The organism is Neobacillus niacini, from assembly GCF_030817595.1.
GTDB classification, from domain to species: Bacteria; Bacillota; Bacilli; order Bacillales; family Cytobacillaceae; genus Neobacillus; species Neobacillus niacini_G.
Map to the genome: position 1 here is coordinate 2616945 of NZ_JAUSZN010000001.1, position 18263 is coordinate 2635207.

Annotated in this window: 16 protein-coding genes; 1 reads left to right on the top strand and 15 read right to left on the bottom strand. The window is 38.4% G+C overall.

Annotated elements, in window-relative coordinates:
- Positions 1–433: 433 nt before the first annotated feature.
- The 8 genes from spoVS to QFZ31_RS12455 form a co-directional block, all read right to left on the bottom strand.
- The gene (spoVS, locus tag QFZ31_RS12420) at positions 434–694 is read right to left on the bottom strand and encodes a stage V sporulation protein SpoVS (protein WP_003181955.1); all 261 of its coding nucleotides are present in this window, start codon (positions 692–694) and stop codon (positions 434–436) included.
- 170 nt (positions 695–864) lie between these two features.
- Complete coding sequence (locus tag QFZ31_RS12425) at positions 865–1662, bottom strand: TIGR00282 family metallophosphoesterase (protein WP_179602310.1); 798 nt, start codon at positions 1660–1662, stop codon at positions 865–867.
- A gap of 109 nt (positions 1663–1771) precedes the next feature.
- The gene (gene rny, locus QFZ31_RS12430) at positions 1772–3331 is read right to left on the bottom strand and encodes a ribonuclease Y (protein ID WP_307303251.1); all 1560 of its coding nucleotides are present in this window, start codon (positions 3329–3331) and stop codon (positions 1772–1774) included.
- Positions 3332–3645: 314 nt separating this feature from the next.
- Positions 3646–4686: a recombinase RecA gene (recA, locus tag QFZ31_RS12435; protein WP_179602312.1), complete on the bottom strand. Its 1041-nt coding sequence runs from the start codon at positions 4684–4686 to the stop codon at positions 3646–3648.
- Between the two features lie 372 nt (positions 4687–5058).
- Positions 5059–6312, bottom strand: a complete 1254-nt coding sequence (locus QFZ31_RS12440; protein WP_307303252.1) for a competence/damage-inducible protein A — start codon at positions 6310–6312, stop codon at positions 5059–5061.
- A gap of 18 nt (positions 6313–6330) precedes the next feature.
- Entirely contained in the window at positions 6331–6909 is a 579-nt protein-coding gene (gene pgsA, locus QFZ31_RS12445; protein WP_179602313.1) for a CDP-diacylglycerol--glycerol-3-phosphate 3-phosphatidyltransferase, read from the bottom strand.
- Between the two features lie 51 nt (positions 6910–6960).
- Positions 6961–7863 (bottom strand): helix-turn-helix domain-containing protein, encoded by a 903-nt coding sequence (locus tag QFZ31_RS12450; protein WP_307303253.1) that lies wholly within the window; start codon positions 7861–7863, stop codon positions 6961–6963.
- Between the two features lie 21 nt (positions 7864–7884).
- On the bottom strand, positions 7885–8676 hold the full coding sequence (locus QFZ31_RS12455; protein WP_307303254.1) for a DUF3388 domain-containing protein: 792 nt from the start codon (positions 8674–8676) through the stop codon (positions 7885–7887).
- Between the two features lie 263 nt (positions 8677–8939).
- Between QFZ31_RS12455 and QFZ31_RS12460 the strand changes: the two genes are divergently transcribed.
- Positions 8940–10324, top strand: a protein-coding gene (locus QFZ31_RS12460; protein ID WP_373459845.1) for an IS1182 family transposase whose coding sequence is annotated in 2 segments (ribosomal slippage) — positions 8940–10086 and positions 10086–10324 — 1386 coding nt in all. Because the reading frame shifts where the segments join, the coding sequence is not laid out codon by codon here.
- Between the two features lie 206 nt (positions 10325–10530).
- On the opposite strand, the gene QFZ31_RS12465 is transcribed toward QFZ31_RS12460, so the two are convergent.
- The 7 genes from QFZ31_RS12465 to QFZ31_RS12495 form a co-directional block, all read right to left on the bottom strand.
- Positions 10531–10788, bottom strand: a complete 258-nt coding sequence (locus tag QFZ31_RS12465) for a DUF3243 domain-containing protein (RefSeq protein WP_179602315.1) — start codon at positions 10786–10788, stop codon at positions 10531–10533.
- A gap of 79 nt (positions 10789–10867) precedes the next feature.
- The gene (gene ymfI, locus QFZ31_RS12470; protein WP_307303256.1) at positions 10868–11590 is read right to left on the bottom strand and encodes an elongation factor P 5-aminopentanone reductase; all 723 of its coding nucleotides are present in this window, start codon (positions 11588–11590) and stop codon (positions 10868–10870) included.
- A 75-nt stretch (positions 11591–11665) separates the two neighbouring features.
- Positions 11666–12955 carry an EF-P 5-aminopentanol modification-associated protein YfmH gene (yfmH, locus tag QFZ31_RS12475; protein WP_307303257.1) on the bottom strand — a complete coding sequence of 430 codons (1290 nt, stop codon included), beginning with the start codon at positions 12953–12955 and terminating at the stop codon, positions 11666–11668.
- Positions 12955–14235 carry an EF-P 5-aminopentanol modification-associated protein YfmF gene (gene yfmF / locus QFZ31_RS12480; RefSeq protein WP_307303258.1) on the bottom strand — a complete coding sequence of 427 codons (1281 nt, stop codon included), beginning with the start codon at positions 14233–14235 and terminating at the stop codon, positions 12955–12957. The genes yfmH and yfmF overlap by 1 nt, the downstream gene beginning before the upstream one ends.
- 389 nt (positions 14236–14624) lie before the next feature.
- Positions 14625–15575, bottom strand: coding sequence for an ABC transporter permease (locus QFZ31_RS12485; protein ID WP_307303259.1), 951 nt, complete (start codon positions 15573–15575; stop codon positions 14625–14627).
- A 3-nt stretch (positions 15576–15578) separates the two neighbouring features.
- A complete protein-coding gene (locus QFZ31_RS12490) occupies positions 15579–16658 on the bottom strand; it encodes an ABC transporter permease (protein WP_307303260.1) in 1080 nt (359 codons plus the stop codon).
- Complete coding sequence (locus tag QFZ31_RS12495; RefSeq protein WP_307303261.1) at positions 16655–18178, bottom strand: ABC transporter ATP-binding protein; 1524 nt, start codon at positions 18176–18178, stop codon at positions 16655–16657. The genes QFZ31_RS12490 and QFZ31_RS12495 overlap by 4 nt, the downstream gene beginning before the upstream one ends.
- Positions 18179–18263: the final 85 nt, after the last annotated feature.

The following is an 18263-nucleotide window of genomic DNA, read 5'->3' on the forward strand; positions in this document are numbered from 1 at the left end:
TTAGAACTCGTTAATAGTGTAGCACAATTCCGAGTCATTCACTAGAATTTAGACTTTAATGCTTTAAAGGCTAAATCAATCGAAACTAGAATATGTACTAAACGCTTACAATTCTAGACCTCTATTCCAAAAATTGCAACCCTTTCAGACGAAATATTGTCTAAAATATGAATATTTTTTTATATTATAAAAATTGACATTTAGTAAAGCTACTTACCTTACCCTAAAATTGTTGTAAAACGTTGCTGTTATGCGATTTGGTACTAAATCTAAAAAAATATATTACTTTAACACTTTATCATAGAAAACGTTTTCACTTATACTAGAATAACATTATTATAATAATTTGTATATAAAAATACCTGCTTAAAATATAAGCAGGCAAAAGCGTTTGTTTTATTCATCTTATTTCACATCATTGATTCTATCTCTTTCATCTTGGTTCAACAATAAGCTTTATAGCCGTGCGTTCTTCACCATCAATCTGAATATCAGTGAACGCAGGGATGCAAATCAAATCAACTCCGCTAGGTGCTACAAATCCTCTTGCAATCGCTACTGCCTTAACAGCTTGATTCAATGCACCTGCACCAATCGCCTGTATTTCTGCTGCACCTCTTTCACGCAGAACTCCAGCAAGTGCACCAGCTACAGAATTAGGATTAGATTTTGCTGAAACTTTTAATATTTCCATTCCTAGCTCCCCCTTGTATAATCCCGATCCTGGCATGAGCAGTTTCATGAGCAAATCAGGTATATAAGATTCCACTGCTACTATATTCATTCTGCAAAAGACATATTCCGGCTTGGACAAAAAAAGTGCTTATTTATCGTTAAAAAGAAATAACCTTCCATTTCGGAAGGTTAAGAATACCAAGGATGATCTTCATTTATTAAAATTCTCTCCATTTTTTTGCACTTTCCAGTTTTTCTGTCTAGTTCCATGTAGACGCCGCTAAGCTGAGTTCTACCTGATTTAGGGACTTCAAATCTTACAGGAAGGCTTGTAAGGAATTTAGTGATGACTGCTTCCCTTTCCATCCCAAGAATTCCATCATATGGACCTGTCATCCCTACATCTGTTAAATAGCCTGTCCCATTTGGCAGGACACGGCTATCCGCTGTTTGTACATGTGTATGGGTGCCTACAACTGCAGAAACCCTCCCGTCTAAATACCAGCCCATTGCTTGTTTTTCACTGGTAGCTTCTGCATGAAAATCCACAAAGATAAAGGGTGTACGTGCTTGAGCGATTTCGACTAATTCATCTGCCTTTTTAAAAGGGCAATCCAGTGGAGGCATAAAGGTTCGCCCCTGCAAATTGATGACAGCTACCTCGATGTCATTTACCTTAAAAAATGCTAACCCTTTGCCGGGAGTTCCTTCTGGAAAGTTTGCTGGACGTACCATATTCTTTGCTGATTCGATAAATTCAAAAATCTCCTTGTTGTCCCATGCGTGATTTCCAAGGGTTACAGCCTGTGCTCCAGAACCTAAAAATTCCCGATAGATTTTTTCTGTAATACCTCTGCCGCCTGCTGCATTTTCACCATTAATAATCGTAAAATTTGGTCGATACTTTTCCTTAATCTTTGGCACATACTCTTTTACCATATCTCGACCTGGTGATCCTACAACATCTCCAATAAATAATAAGTTCATTTGTAATCCTTTCGTAATGCATTTATTTATTATAAATTGTATCACACTTTTATTTTATTTAACCGCAACTCCAAACTTCAAAAAAATAAAGCAGTGCTTTCGCACCGCTTTATTTTGCATATTCTACAGCCCGTGTTTCACGGATAACTGTCACTTTAATATGTCCAGGGTAGTCAAGCTCTTCTTCTATTCGTTTTCGAATATCTCGAGCCAAACGATGTGCAGCTAGATCATCAACTGCATCTGGTCTTACAATAATCCGGACCTCTCGGCCAGCTTGGATTGCAAAAGATTTTTCAACACCTTCATAAGACTCAGAAATTTCCTCCAGCTTTTCTAAACGGCGGATATAGTTTTCTAGAGTCTCACTGCGTGCACCAGGTCTCGCAACCGACAAAGCGTCAGCAGCAGCCACTAGAACAGCGATGGTTGATGTTGGTTCCGTATCACCATGATGTGAAGCAATACTGTTGATTACCACTGGGTGTTCCTTGTATTTAGTCGCAAGCTCAACCCCGATTTCAACGTGACTTCCTTCCACTTCATGGTCAATCGCTTTTCCAATATCATGTAATAGACCTGCACGTCGTGCCAGTGTTTCATCCTCACCAAGTTCAGCTGCAAGTAAGCCCGAAAGCTGTGCAACCTCCATTGAGTGTTTTAAGACATTTTGTCCGTAACTAGTACGGAACTTCAAGCGTCCTAGGATCTTAATAAGATCCGGATGTAATCCATGAACTCCGACTTCAAATGTCGTCTGTTCACCCACTTCACGAATGTACTCATCCACTTCACGACGAGATTTTTCGACCATTTCCTCAATTCGTGCAGGATGGATTCGTCCATCTTGAACTAATTTTTCAAGCGCTAATCGCGCCGTTTCCCGACGAATCGGGTCGAACCCTGATAGAATAACAGCTTCTGGAGTATCATCGATAATCAAGTCAATTCCTGTAAGTGTCTCTAGTGTACGGATATTTCTTCCTTCACGACCAATAATACGGCCTTTCATTTCATCATTCGGAAGGTTGACTACAGATACAGTCGTTTCCGCAACATGGTCAGCAGCGCAACGCTGGATTGCTAGCGATAGAATTTCCTTCGCTTTCTTATCCGCTTCCTCTTTGGCGCGGTTTTCACTTTCCTTAATCATTATCGCAGTGTCATAGGTTAACTCCTGCTCCATCTTATCGATAATGATGTTCTTCGCTTCCTCACGAGTCAAACTCGAAATACGTTCAAGTTCAGTTTGTTGTGTTCGTACCAACTCGTCCACTTTGCTTTCCATCTGTTCAATATGCTGTTGTCTTTGGTTTAGAGAATCATCCTTCTTTTCTAATAGAATTTCTCGTTTATTTAACGATTCATCCTTTCGATCTAAATTCTCTTCTCTTTGCAGTAAACGGTTTTCTTGTTTTTGCAGTTCATTTCTTCGTTCACGAACCTCACGTTCGGCTTCCGTACGAAGCTTGTGAATTTCATCCTTTGCCTCTAGCAAAGCTTCTTTTTTCAATGAATCAGCATCACGCTTTGCATCTTCAAGAATCTGCTCTGCAGCATTCTTTGCACCTGCTATTTTTGCCTCAGCAATGGATTTACGAACAAAATAGCCAACAACGGCACCGACGATAATGCCAAGCAAAATGGAGATGATAGTAATAGGTTCCATCGTTACACCTCCTCTTGCTATGAACTTTTGTTACACTTTTTAAGTGTCGGCATGTACATTGGTTTGGTTCAACATACAGCAAGCACCAAGCTTTTCATTGTAATATTAACAAAAATGTAAAATATACATGTTAATTGTAAATGTGTGTATATTTATTGTCAAGGGTAACTCCTGACAGCTTTTTGAAATATTTAGACTTTGTTCATGTTTTAACAATATATAAATTGCTATTGTTTGTATAGATATACATGCAGATTGATAATTATTCACTTTTATTAAAAAGAGCAAAACCTAATCAGGCTTTGCTCTTTTTGTTAGTCTATTAATTCGAACTGTTCATCGTCATCGGCTTCAGTGACTATTTTTTCCCCGTCTAATCCGAAGTGTTCACGAATCTTTTGTTGAATTTCAAGACGAACACTTGGATTTTCTCTTAAGAAGGTCTTTGCATTTTCACGGCCTTGACCGATTCTTTCCTCATTGTAAGAATACCAAGAACCGCTCTTTTGAACGATATCTAATTCAGAGCCAATATCAATGATCTCGCCCTCTTTAGAAATTCCTTCACCATACATAATATCGACTTCCGCTGTACGGAATGGAGGTGCAACTTTATTTTTAACGACTTTAATCTTGGTTTTGTTACCAACCACGTCAGTGCCTTGTTTGATAGCTTCTCCACGACGTACTTCAACACGGATCGTAGAGTAGAATTTCAACGCACGACCACCAGGTGTCGTCTCAGGGTTCCCAAACATGACACCAATCTTTTCACGAACTTGGTTAATAAAGATTGCGATTGTCTTCGATTTGTTAATGACACCAGAAAGTTTACGGAGTGCCTGAGACATCAAACGAGCTTGAAGACCCATGTGGGAATCTCCCATTTCTCCTTCAATTTCTGCTTTTGGAACTAATGCTGCAACGGAATCGACTACTAGAATATCAATCGCACCACTTCGTACAAGTGCCTCTGCGATTTCTAGCGCTTGTTCTCCTGTATCAGGCTGGGATAACAATAACTCATCGATGTTAACCCCTAGTTTTTGTGCATATGCTGGGTCAAGTGCGTGCTCAGCATCGATAAACGCTGCTTGTCCGCCTGCTGCTTGTACTTCAGCAATTGCATGTAAAGCAACAGTTGTTTTACCTGAGCTTTCAGGTCCGTAAATTTCGATAATTCTTCCTCTAGGATATCCGCCCACACCAAGTGCTGAATCTACTGCTAATGAGCCACTTGGACTTGTTAAAATCCTTGTGTCTGTCTTCTCTCCCATTTTCATGATGGAACCTTTACCAAATTGCTTTTCTATCTGTTTTAGCGCCATTTCTAAGGCCGCTTTACGATCACTCACTACTAGTTCCTCCCTTATATATAAACCAAAAAGTTAATAGCCAAATTCAATAATTTAAAACCTACTAATAATATAACCTCTTTTTGGACATTTGTACAGCAAAAAGTCGAACACTTATTCGATTTTTTTGAAACAAATAAACATGTAATAAAAGGTAAATGCTCTAGCATTTAACCCATTTTCAACCGTTTTTGAGCTCTAATTTACCTTTTTTATCTGTTTTCAAACTATTTACTAGCTATGAGAGATAAATTTGTTTATCCGAGAGTAATTTCGCGTTACGCGAGAGTATATTTGCTTATGCGAGAGTAAGTTACGTTATGCGAGAGAAAGATACCAGATAATGTTTTAAGATAAAAAATCACAGAGAGCTTAGTTAGCTTTCTGTGATTCTTGCAATTGCTTTATTAAATAATAGCAGCCGTATTTTACCGAACGGCTCCGGTTTGCTTCCCTTGAACCGCCAAGTTCCAGCTTTTTAACCACTGTTTGCTGTCCTCTAATCGAAATCCCAATGTAAACTGTTCCTACAGGTTTACCCTCAAGCTCACCTGGTCCAGCAACACCAGTGAAACTAATCCCAATATCAGCTGATACTAATGCTGCAACATTTTCAGCCAGTTCTTTGGCACACTCTTGACTTACAACCCCATATTTTTCAATGGTTTCTGGTTTAACCTTTAAAACATTCTTCTTAACCTCATTCGTGTAGCAAACAACTCCGCCCTTCAGGACTGAACTAACACCGGGTACACTTGTTAGTTCCTGTTGAAACAATCCTCCCGTTAAACTCTCTGCAGCTGAGATTGTTAATTTCTTGTCTTTTAAAACTCTCATAAGTTCCGCTACTAGAGAAGTATTGTCATACCCATATATAAACTGACCTACACGAGCTCTAATGTTACCCTCTACTTCATCAAGCATTAACTCTGCCGTTTGCATGTCTTGGTGCTTCGCAGTAAGCCGTAACGTGCATTCTCCATCTGCAGCCAGCGGGGCAATTGTTGGATTTGTTTGTTGATCTATTAAATCCATGATTTCTGTTTCTAACGCCGCCTCACCAATTCCAAAGAACCTTAAAACTCTAGAAACTATTTTCTCATCCGTTTTTACTTGTTTGGATAAAGCTGCAGTCCCAAAGTGTAAAAACATCGGCTCCATTTCTTTTGGTGGTCCCGGCAGGAGCATATATACGCAATTACCCTTCTCGACCATCATACCTGGTGCCATCCCATGATGGTTTGGAAGGATAGTAGAATCCTCTAATACAAGTGCTTGCTTCCTATTATTTTCAGTCATTACCCTATTTCCCTTTTTAAAATAAAGTTCAATAGATTCTAATGCTTCTTGATCCATTACTAAATTTTTCTCTAAATGGCGAGCAATTGTTTCCTTCGTTAAATCATCCTTTGTTGGTCCTAGCCCGCCCGTAAAAATAATCAAATTTGAACGTTTTTCTGCAATTTCAATTACGGACCTTAATCGGTCAGGATTATCACCAACCACCGTATGAAAAAATACATTGATACCTATTCCTGCAAGTTGTTGCGAAATAAATCGTGCATTACTGTTAACGATTTGACCCAGCAGTAATTCAGAACCAACAGCAATAATTTCTGCATTCATCATCCATTACCCCAAGTTCTATTTAGAATTTTTAAATACATGCATATTCTTCGAAAAATAATCCCAGCCAGACCAGATTGTAAAAATTAATGCAACCCATAATGCTACATCTGCAAATGGAAATCCAATCATCTCAAAAATAATATTATGTAATAAAAGTGCTGAAATTGCGATAATTTGTGCCCAGGTTTTGATTTTTCCAAGGTTATTGGCCGCTACCACTTCTCCACCTTCTACGAGCAACAGACGAAGTCCTGTGACCGCAAATTCTCTGCTTATGATTACGATAACAATCCAAGAGGCAGCATATCCAAGATCAACAAGAACAACTAGCGCTGCAGAGACAAGTAATTTATCAGCAAGCGGGTCAAGAAATTTCCCCATATTTGTAACAAGATTATATTTTCGGGCATAGTAGCCATCCACCCAATCAGTCGAAGAAGCAAAAATAAAGATTAATGCTCCAACAAAGTGGGTTACCGGAAGGTCAGCTCCCAGTAAGTGCATGTTCCCCCAATCAAAGGGGAAAAGCATAATTATCAAGAAAATAGGAATTAAGAGAATCCTTGATATCGTTATTTGATTTGGTACATTCATTGTTTTGCCTCCAGGTAATAGTAAGAACGAAAAATAGTCATCACTGGATGACTATTCGTTCTTCGGAACAAATTGAATCGTAACGTTCTGTTGAACCACATCAGTAGGTGCGATAGCATACTCTAGCTTTTGGTCATTTACGTAAATCTCTGTATCGACCGCCCTGCCAACTACAATAACGGCTTGGGTATCGCCCGTTAAATCTACTTCTGTACTTGGTGTACCAGTGGTAGATAATAACCCCTGGAACTTGGATTGACCACTGCTATTTTTAATATTTACCCATGTTTGCCCTGTTGAAACCAGCTTTACAACAAATTTATCAGCATTTTTCAGGTCATAGGTAGAGTTCTTTCCACTGTTTTGAACAGCTGTTAATTCTTGTTTCGGAGTTTCTACAACCGGATTCTCCTCAACTGTCTTTTGTTCATCATTCTTTTCTTCTTCATTTTCTTTTGTGTTTTCTTTTTCTGTCTCGTCTGCTTTGTCCAGATTTTCAGAGCGTACAAATTTCACAGGCTCATTTTCCTCATTAACTTGGTCATTGGCCTTATCTCCAACGTTATTAACAAAGAAAAAATACAGTAACCCCGCAGCTCCAATAATAAAGACCCCAATTAAGACCTTTGGAATGATATCAAAGATTTTCGAGGATCCTTCTGTTACGGTCTTTCGCGTTTTTACTCGAGATAATTTCTCAGGTAGATCCTCATTGTGAGTTGCTGGAATTTCGTTTTTATACGTCTCAAATATTTCTTCTGGATTAAGCTGCAGCGCTTCAGCGTATTGTTTTACAAAAGCTCGAACATAAAAATTTCCCGGCATACTAGAATAATTGCCTTCTTCAATCCCTATTAAATACCGCTTTTGAATTTTTGTGATTGACTGTAAATCCTCTAAGCTTAATCCTTTGGCTAATCGCTCTTCTTTTAGTCGATTACCTAATTCAGTCACTTATTAACACCTTCCAATTATTTAAAATCCAAAATCTCCAAAATCAGAGCCAGAGAATAAGTTATTTTGGTCGACAATATCATACGTAATTTCTTCGTCTGCATCGTTTCGGAGCTCTATAATATAATCAAAATCTTCAAGCGTATACTCAGAATTTTGAACAAAAATATCAGGGTGTTCGACCACTTTAACAGCCGGTAAACGCATGATCTCACGTACTAGCTGCCAATGGCGTTCACTAGCACGTTTGGTTGAAACAATTCCATCAAGAATAAACAAATTATTTTCGTTGTATTCATCTTGGATCAGCTGGTTCCGTATCGTCTGTTTTAGAAGAGTGGAAGATACGAATAACCATCGCTTATTGGCACATACGCTCGCTGCTACAACAGACTCCGTTTTACCTACCCTCGGCATCCCACGAATACCTATCAGTTTGTGTCCTTCCTGTTTAAATAACTCTGCCATAAAATCAACCAATACACCCAGTTCACTCCGAACAAACCGGAATGTCTTTTTATCATCCGCATCACGTTGTATGTATCGGCCATGGCGGACAGCCAGACGGTCACGTAGTTTTGGTTCTCTAATCTTTATTACTTTTATTGTGTCCATTGTATTTAAAATTGACTCTAACCGTTTAATTTGGTTATCATCTTTTGCTAAGATCAATAAACCGCGTCGACCTTCATCTACACCATTAATGGTTACAATATTAATTGACAGCATTCCGAGCAGGGAAGAAATGTCGCCCAATAAACCAGGACGGTTTTTTTGAATCTCATATTCTAAATACCACTCTTTTTTCTCCATAAAAACCTCCTTAGGCGTAACGACAAATTTTTCATTTCCTCATCTATCCAATATAATATATGATTTTGATAGAAGATGAAAGTAAAAACAAGCTCAAACGATAATTAAGTATGTATGACTCCTAAATAGCAAAAAAAAGAGAGGTTACCCTCTCTCCAGGCTGTCGAGAAAATCTCGACAGCTATTATTTTTTGTAATTACTTTAATGATTCACCGCGTTAATATGCTATAATATACATATAAATAACAGGACGGTGGATAGAATGTATAAGCCAAAAAGAGAAATACAAAACGAAGCTGAATTTGTTTTTATTGATGATTTAGTACCGCAAGATCACCTATTAAGGAAGGTGGACAAGTATATTGATTTTTCTTTTATTGGTGAGAAGGTCCGTCCTTTTTATTCAGAAAATAACGGGCGTCCTTCGGACCCTATACAGCTCTTTAAGATGATGTTTATCGGATATTTTTATGGCATTCGTTCTGAACGACAATTAGAGCGTGAAATTCAGACGAATGTGGCCTATCGATGGTTCTTAGGATTAAAGCTAAACGATACAGTTCCCCATCATTCCACCATTAGTTGGAATCGGCGAACCCGTTTTAAAGATACAAATATATTTCAGGAAATTTTTGATGAGATTGTCTTCAAAGCAATTAACCACAAGATGGTTGGAGGAAGAGTTTTATTTTCCGATTCCACACACCTTAAAGCGAATGCAAACAAACATAAATTCTCTAGAGTTGAAGTGGAAGTTGAAACACGTGAATATGTAGAAGAATTAAACAAAGCTATTGAGGAAGACAGGAGAGATCATGGAAAAAAGCCTTTAAAGGAAAAGGAGGAGGTGACCGAGAAAAAGGAAATACGACTGAGCACAACTGATCCTGAATGCGGGTTTATGTCACGAGAGAATAAACAGGAGATGTTCTGTTATCTTGATCATCGAACTACCGACATGAAGTTCAACATCATAACTGATGCGTATGTTACACCAGGAAATGTTCACGATTCCGTCCCCTATCTTTCACGGTTAGACCGTCAGGTCGAACGTTTTGGATTTAAAGTAGAAGCTGTGGCACTTGATTCGGGTTACCTGACAAATCCGATTTGTAAAGGACTTAATGAACGCAATATTTTTGGAGTTATCGCTCACAGAAGATATCAATCAACAAAAGGGTTATTTCCTAAATGGAAGTTTACATATGACAAAGATAGAGATTTGTATGTTTGTCCAAATGGTCAGGAGTTACAATATCGTACAACTACAAGAGAAGGTTATCGGGAATATAAGTCAGATCCTAAAAAGTGTACTAACTGCCCACTCCTGCCTGAGTGTACAAAATCTCAAAATAAAACAAAAGTAGTTACCAGACATGTTTGGGAGGAACATAAGGAAAGGTTCGACTTAACAGACTTTCAAAGTCAGGTAAAATACTATATAAATTTAGAAAAGAAAAAGTAGAGCGAAGCTTCGCAGATTCAAAAGAACTGCATGGGCTTCGCTATTGTAGGTTACGGGGATTGCAAAATGCGAGTGAGCAAGTGTTACTTACCGCAGCATGCCAAAACATGAAAAAGATTGCCACGCACTTAGCCAGGTTTGAAAAAGTGTGTGGCAATCTCCAGGTTCATTCCCCCTGTTGATTGGAGCGGAAGGTGCGAAGACTCCTGCGGGAGTACGGGGCTGGGGAGACCCCGCAGGCGCTTAAGCGCTGAGGAGGCTCCCCGGCACGCCCGCGGAAAGCGAAGCAACTGGAGCGGAAATCAACAGGCCTTTGGGCAGGCAGAAAAATAAAAATTGCCGAGAAAGATACCTTTCTCGACAATCTGAAGAGAGGTTACCCTCTCTCTTAACGACTGCCATTATTTTGAACTAATTTAACCATTATGTTTGCAATGGCTTGCTGCTCTTCTTTATCGGCAACAGACCAAAGATCTGCAAGAATTCTTTCTTGCTCGTTTTTCGGTTCTACCTGCTCTGAAAGGTAATCACCAATCTGTAATGCAAGCGCACTTATCGCACCCTCGCTCATTCCTTCATTTTGAGCTTGGTGAAGGCGGTCAGCAAGAAAATCTTCCCATTGCTTCCAGTTATCTAAAACAGACATATTAAACCCTCCTTTTTAGTTGTACATTGTTATTTTGCAATGATAGGGAGGAATTTATTCATGAAAAAATATGTATATTTTATGTATACCAGCCGCCATTTATTGAAAGAACTTGTCCCGTAATATAAGAAGATTCATTTGATAGTAAAAATTTAACACCATTCGCGATTTCCCCGGGAACACCTAACCTGCCCATTGGGATTTCGTATTGAAGAAGTTGTTTATCCTCTTCAGAGAACTGGCTCATCATAGGAGTCTCGACCGCACCAGGAGCAATTGCATTCACCCGCACCCCATTTAATGCAACTTCTTTACTTAACGCTTTTACAAACGATATTTGTGCCCCTTTTGCCGTCGAGTAGACCACTTCGCATGCGGCACCTGTTTGACCCCAGATGGAGGATATAAGGATTACATCTCCTGAACGTTTTTTAATAAGCTTTGGCAAAAGTTCTTTCGTTATCATTAAAGGACTCATCACATGGACCCTCATTAATGATTCTACATCTTCCTGTTTTACATCAACAAGAAGACCATAGTGCGTATTACCGCTGCAATGAACAATGGCATCGATGGAGAAGATTTGTGAACAAATCTTTTTATAACTATCCGGCTCTTCTAAATTGGCTTGAATAGAAGTATATTCACCGCCAAAGGGTTCAAGTTCATTTAGCAGTTCCCTCATTGCTGCTTCATTTTGATTAAAATGCAGATACAAATTATAACCGAGAGAGGCTAATTTTAAAGCCACCGCTTTTCCAATTCCGCCGCTTGCTCCTGTAATTAATGCATATTTTTCCACATACTTCACTCTTTCTATTCTAACTACTCCCCATAATAAACTAAAAGAAAAGCGCCGGCTAGCGGCGCTTCTTTGTTATTTCTTAGGTATTACTTGACATACTGAGAAACGTTCTTCTGAAATAACTTCTGATGCCATGGTTTTAATATCATTCATCGTTATTTTCTCTAGCGTAGGAACAACATCGAACAAATTCATATCGTTAAAGGCATATCTTGTGAACTGATTAGCGATATATTCAGGTGAGTTCACAGCACGTAAAAATGCCCCTATTTTTTTCTTTTTAGCTCTATCTAATTGCTCCTCTGTGAATGTTGTTCCATTTTTAGCTTGAAATAGCATGTTTTTTAGCTCATCTGCAAGTTTATCGGGATTTTCTGTATCTCCGCCAACCATCGCAAAGCCGAAACCTTGTTCCTGTGTATAATCATAAGAGAAGGTTTCATCAATTAGACCTTCATTATAAAGTTGATTATAATTCTCCGAGCTTTTACCAAACAACAAATCCAAGAGTACATTCATGGTTAGTTCATTCTTTAATAACTCCGGCCCCGTTTGATCAACATGCAAGGCTTTCATCCCGATTAAGCATTTAGAGGTTTGCACATTCATTTCCAGCACTTGCTTTGGCTGTCCAGTCTGAAGTGGCTCGTCTTCAAATTTACGCTTAATCTCTGGCATCTCTTTGTAATTCTTTTTTGCTTGGTTTTCTCTAACTTGATCCATAAATTTTTTTGGATCGACTGGTCCAACAATAAACAATAACATATTGCTCGGATGATAAAAGGTATTGTAGCACTCATAAAGTAAATCTTTTGTAATATGTGAAATCGATTCAATGGTACCGGCAATATCAATCTTCACAGGATGGTTTTGATATAAATTTTGAATCAGTCCAAAATAGAGACGCCAATCAGGATTATCATCATACATAGTAATTTCCTGACCGATAATCCCTTTTTCCTTTTCAACCGTTTTTTCCGAAAAATAAGGATCTTGAACGAAATCAACTAACGTTTCCAGGTTTTTTTCTACATCCGAGGTACTGGAAAATAAATACGCAGTCCTGGTAAAAGAGGTAAAGGCATTTGCAGACGCCCCTTGTTTGCTAAACTGTTGAAAAACGTCTCCATCTTCCTTTTCAAACAGTTTATGCTCAAGGAAATGGGCAATCCCATCTGGAACCTTTACATATTCCTCTTTCCCCAACGGAACAAAATTATTATCAACGGATCCATACTTGGTCGTAAAGGTAGCGTACGTTTTATTAAAGCCTTTTTTTGGCAATATATAGACATTTAAACCATTGGCTAACTTTTCATGATAAAGCTCTTCTTGGAGCTGGTCAAAATTTATCTTCTCCATTATTTTACCGCCTCCGTTCCTGTTAAGAAGTAGATGGTATCAAGTTCAATTTTATTCGCCACAGCGACAATTTCTTCCTTTGTCGTTTTTTCCATATCATTAATCCACTGCTCAAGTTTAATATCCTTGGCGGCCACAACGTTATGATAAAGAATTTCTGTTAATCCCCGTGAGGTATCAATGGTTTCAAGAATTTGATTTCGAATCACTGCTTTTGTCTGAATTAACTCTTGATCAGTAAAATCGCCTTTTTGCATCGCTTCTAACTGATCGCGAATGATTCCCACTGCCTGGTCATAGTTCTTCAAATCAATCCCTGACATGACCATCATTAGCCCCTTATGACTCTCAAGCCTGCTGGATACATAATAAGCCAAGCTTGCTTTTTCACGAACATTGATAAACAATTTCGAATGCGAAAAACCGCCAAAAATGCCATTGAACAATTGAAGCGCGAAATAATCAGAGTCACCATAGACAATATTTGTACGGTACCCAACATTTAATTTCCCTTGTTTGACATCCTGTTCTTCTTTAATTTCATTGACCTGGTCCTTCTTTGGTATCTCAGTGGTTACTACCTTTTTCGGTGTACGGTCTTCAAATTTCAATAAATTCTCTGCAAGGCTTTTTACTTCCTCTTCCTTTACATCACCGATGACATAAAGATCCATCTCATCCTCGGAAAACGCCTTCTTAAAATATTCGTATAAATTTTCAGGAGTAATCGTATCAACATCCTCTGCTTCTCCATTCACTTGCAGAGCGTAGGGTTCACCCTTACACATTTCTTGCAGCAGGCGTACGTTCGAATAACGCATCTTATCATCATAAACAGATTGAATTCGCTGCTTTAATGTTCTCTTTTCTTTGTTCACAGTCTCTTGATCAAATGCATTACCTGAAACATTTGGCTTAGTCAAAACCTCAGAAAGAAGTTCAAAACCTTTTTTCAGTAATGGGGTAGGATCACTTAAGAATTTCTCATTTGCGATCTCCAGCGTAAAACTAATTATATGATATTCACCTTTTTTCGCTAAATCAATAAATAGGGTAGCGCCATATAATTCATCTAAGTAAGAACGTAATGCAGTCGTTGTCGGATAGTTCGCTGAGCTGCTTTGTAAAACATGAGGAAGCAGTGCTCTCTTCGTAACACCTTCTTTTGTTAAAGGCGCTTTCATTTTCCATACAAATGTATTCGTTTTGTATTTATCTGTTTCAATGACATGGAGTTTATAGCCCTGCATAGTGGTGATTTTTTCGGCAGTTGAATCCATCTCATAACCTCCTTCAGATTTCAAAATCCTTCTTATTATATATGTAAACATTCATCGTGTTATTTTACATCTTTTCCATTGTTTTTATCACTTATTCTTACTATAATTTGCCAGGCTTGGTTTTTACAAGTTTAAGCTACGGATTATTATAGAAACAACGGCTGTGTGAATTTAGGCTGTTGATTTGCGCTACAGGCGCTACGCTTTCCGTGGGCTCGCCCGTGAGCCTCCTCGGTCGTTCCGACCTGTGGGGTCTCACTCAGCTCGTTCATCCCGCAGGAGTCGAGCGCCTTTCGCTCCAATCAACAGGTTCTAAAATCAACAGTATCCTATAACACAGCCAAAATAAAAAGGCTGACAATTTAGCCAGCCTTTTGAATTTACACTTATTAACGTTTTCCTGGATCAAATGGTTCTCCCGCTGCTTTAGGTGCTTGGGAAGATTTAGAGAAGATTACTAAAGCAATTAACGTTACTACATATGGGAAAATTTTCAGAATGATTGGCGGTATTACAGCCAATTCTGGGATAACTTGAGATACGTTAGCGATTGTACTAGCAAATCCGAAGAATAATGTTGCTCCTAAAATTCCTAATGGTCTCCATTGACCAAAAATTAAGGAAGCAAGTGCTAGGAATCCTAGTCCTGAAACGGAACCAGTGAATTCACCTGCGTATGTTAATATAATAATCGCGCCGCCTAATCCTGATAGAGCACCAGAAATCATAACGCCGATATAACGGATTCTTACTACATTAATCCCGGCAGCTTGGGCAGCCTGTGGAAACTCACCACATGATTTTAAACGCAAGCCAAATTTAGTTTTGTTTAGAATAAATGCACTTACAAGTAGTACAACTAAAATAAACCAAGTTGTCGCATACGTTTTTGTAAACAATAGATCTCCGATTATTGGGATTTGAGATAAGACTGGCACATCAAATGGCGTAAAACCACTTGTAATACGAATATTACCACTACCTGTAATATTTCTAGCTAAGAATACTGTTAAAGCCATTGCAATCATATTAATCGCAGTACCACTTATTACTTGGTCAGCACTTAAATTTATGCTTGCAAAAGCATGTAATAGGGAGAACAAAATACCTACTACCACCGCTACTAATAAACCAATCCATAAAATCGTTGATCCTTGCATTTTATCTTGCAGAAAGTTAACAGTTAAAGCACTCGCAAATGCTCCTGAAATCATTAAACCTTCTAAACCGATATTTACGATACCGCTTCTTTCACTAAAAAGACCGCCTAGTGCAGTTATTAGTAGAGGAATTGTAAAAACAATTGCGTAAGGGAATATTTGTTCAATTATGGTCCACATATATTATGCTTCTCCCTTCTTGCCAACAGGTCCATTTACATCATTTGCATTTGAACGAGTCTTGCGGAATTTATTTAATAGACGGTGAATCATTACGCTTGTAGCAGCAAAGTAGATAATAATAGCTATAATTGTATTTGCTAGTTCAGGCGGGATCTCGATCATCGCATTCATAAAGCCTGTACCTGAATACAGAATACCAAAAAGGAGTGCTGCAAAGAATACGCCGATTGGAGAGTTTGCTCCAAGTAACGCAACGGCAATGCCATCGTAACCCTGGGATGGTAAGATACCAATTTGCATGCTGGAAGCATTACCTGTGTATAATGCTACCCCGCCAAGACCTGCAAGTGCTCCTGAAATTAACATAGATAAAATAATGTTGCGATTAACTTTCATACCTGCATACTCTGCTGCATGCCGGTTGAAACCTACCGCTTTTAATTCAAAACCTAATGTTGTTTTATTTATAATAAATGCAATGATAATTACAGCAATAACCGCAAAGAACAACCCTAAGTTGATATAAGAACCTTGAAACATTTCTGTCAGCCAAGGCGTTCTCAATGTAGACTCTTCCGCAAGTTTACGTGATTCAGTTTCAAGGAATTCACCTTTAAAATAACCTGGAACCACATAGTAAACTGTCCAATACGCAATCCAGTTCATCATAATGGTTGATACTACTTCATGCACATTGAATCTTGCTTTAAAATAGCCTGGAATAAATGCCCATAATCCTCCGCCAACGATACCAGCTAGTATCATTACTAGGATTAAAATTGGTCTTGAAAGATCAAACGTTAAAGCGACTGCAGTAGCACAAAGGCCGCCAATTAACATTTGACCTGCTGCACCGATATTAAATAGACCTGTACGGAAAGCAAAAGCGACAGCAAGTCCTGTAAAAATAAGCGGTGTTGCTGTTGCAAGCGTATCACCAATACGTGATATATTTTTTAATGCACCTTGGAATAAATACGTATAACCTTCGATCGGGCTTGCCCCTATAAATAACATTAATAGGCCACCAGCGATTAGTCCTAGAATAATTGAAATTACTGATACAATGGTGTTTCTCACACGGTTCCCTCCTTACTCACTCCTGCCATCATCAGTCCTACTTCATTTTCATTCGTTTCAGAAGCATTAACAGTTCCAATCAACTCTCCATTATTAACGATGGCAATTCGGTCTGAAAGCTGCAGTACTTCATCAAGCTCTAATGAAACTAGAAGCACAGCCTTTCCTTTGTCACGATGTTCGATTAGTCTTCTGTGAATATATTCAATCGATCCTACATCCAATCCACGTGTAGGTTGTACGGCAATGAGTAAATCAGGATCTAATTCCATTTCACGCCCGATGATAGCCTTTTGCTGATTACCTCCAGATAGAGTCCTTGCAATAGAAGCTCCGCCTTCGCCTGAACGAACGTCAAAGTTTTCTAAAATACTTTTCGCATACTTCTTTATTGCAGCGCCATTTAGTAATCCAGCCTTTGCAAACGGAGGTTTATTATAAATTTCTAAAACCATGTTATTTTCTAGTGTATAATCAAGAACAAGTCCCCGTCTATGTCTATCTTCAGGGATATGGCCAATTCCGCTTTCAATTCTTTGGCGAATTGGAATATTTGTAATTTCTTTACCTTTTAATAAAATTTTCCCTGATTCAACTTTTCTAAGTCCGGTAATCGCTTCAACGATTTCTGATTGACCATTTCCTTCAACCCCAGCGATACCGACAATTTCTCCTCTTCTTACTTCAACCGAGAAGTTTTTAAGTCCTAATACTTTTCTATTGTTTTTCACCGAAATAGAATCTATTTGAAGTACTACCTCACCAGGTGTACTAGCTTTCTTATCCACTTTAAAGTTAACTTCGCGTCCAACCATCATTTCTGCCATTTGTGCCGTGCTTGTTTCTTTTACGTTAACTGTTCCGATTCCTTTTCCACGTCGAATAACAGTACAACGGTCTGCAACCGCTTTAATTTCTTTCAACTTATGTGTAATAATGATAATTGATTTACCTTCATTAATAAGATTACGCATAATTTTCATTAACTCTTCAATTTCATGCGGTGTTAATACAGCTGTTGGTTCATCAAAGATTAGAACTTCAGCTTCACGGTAAAGCATTTTCATGATTTCTACTCTTTGCTGCATTCCTACTGAGATATCTTCAATTTTTGAATGTGGATCAACGTTTAAGCCGTAGTGCTTTGATAATTCTGCTATTCTTTTAGCAGCCTTATCAATATCTAAAACCATACCTTTTAATGGTTCACTGCCTAAAATAATATTTTCAGTAACGGTAAAATTTTCTACTAATTTAAAATGCTGATGGACCATTCCAATGCCAAGCTGATTAGCAACATTTGGATTTGTAATTTTAACTTCTTTTTCCCGTATTTTAATGATCCCTTTTTCAGGTTGATACATACCAAATAATACACCCATTAGTGTTGACTTACCGGCACCGTTCTCCCCTAATAAGGCATGTATTTCCCCTTTTTTTAATGTGAGGGTAATATTATCATTTGCTACAATACCAGGGAATTCTTTCCTAATATTCAGCATTTCAACCACATAACTCATAGTAGCACTCACCTTTTTATATAGACTCGAGTTTCTTTGAAAATAGGGAGTCCCCTATTACAACATCTAAAACTGAAGGATATTG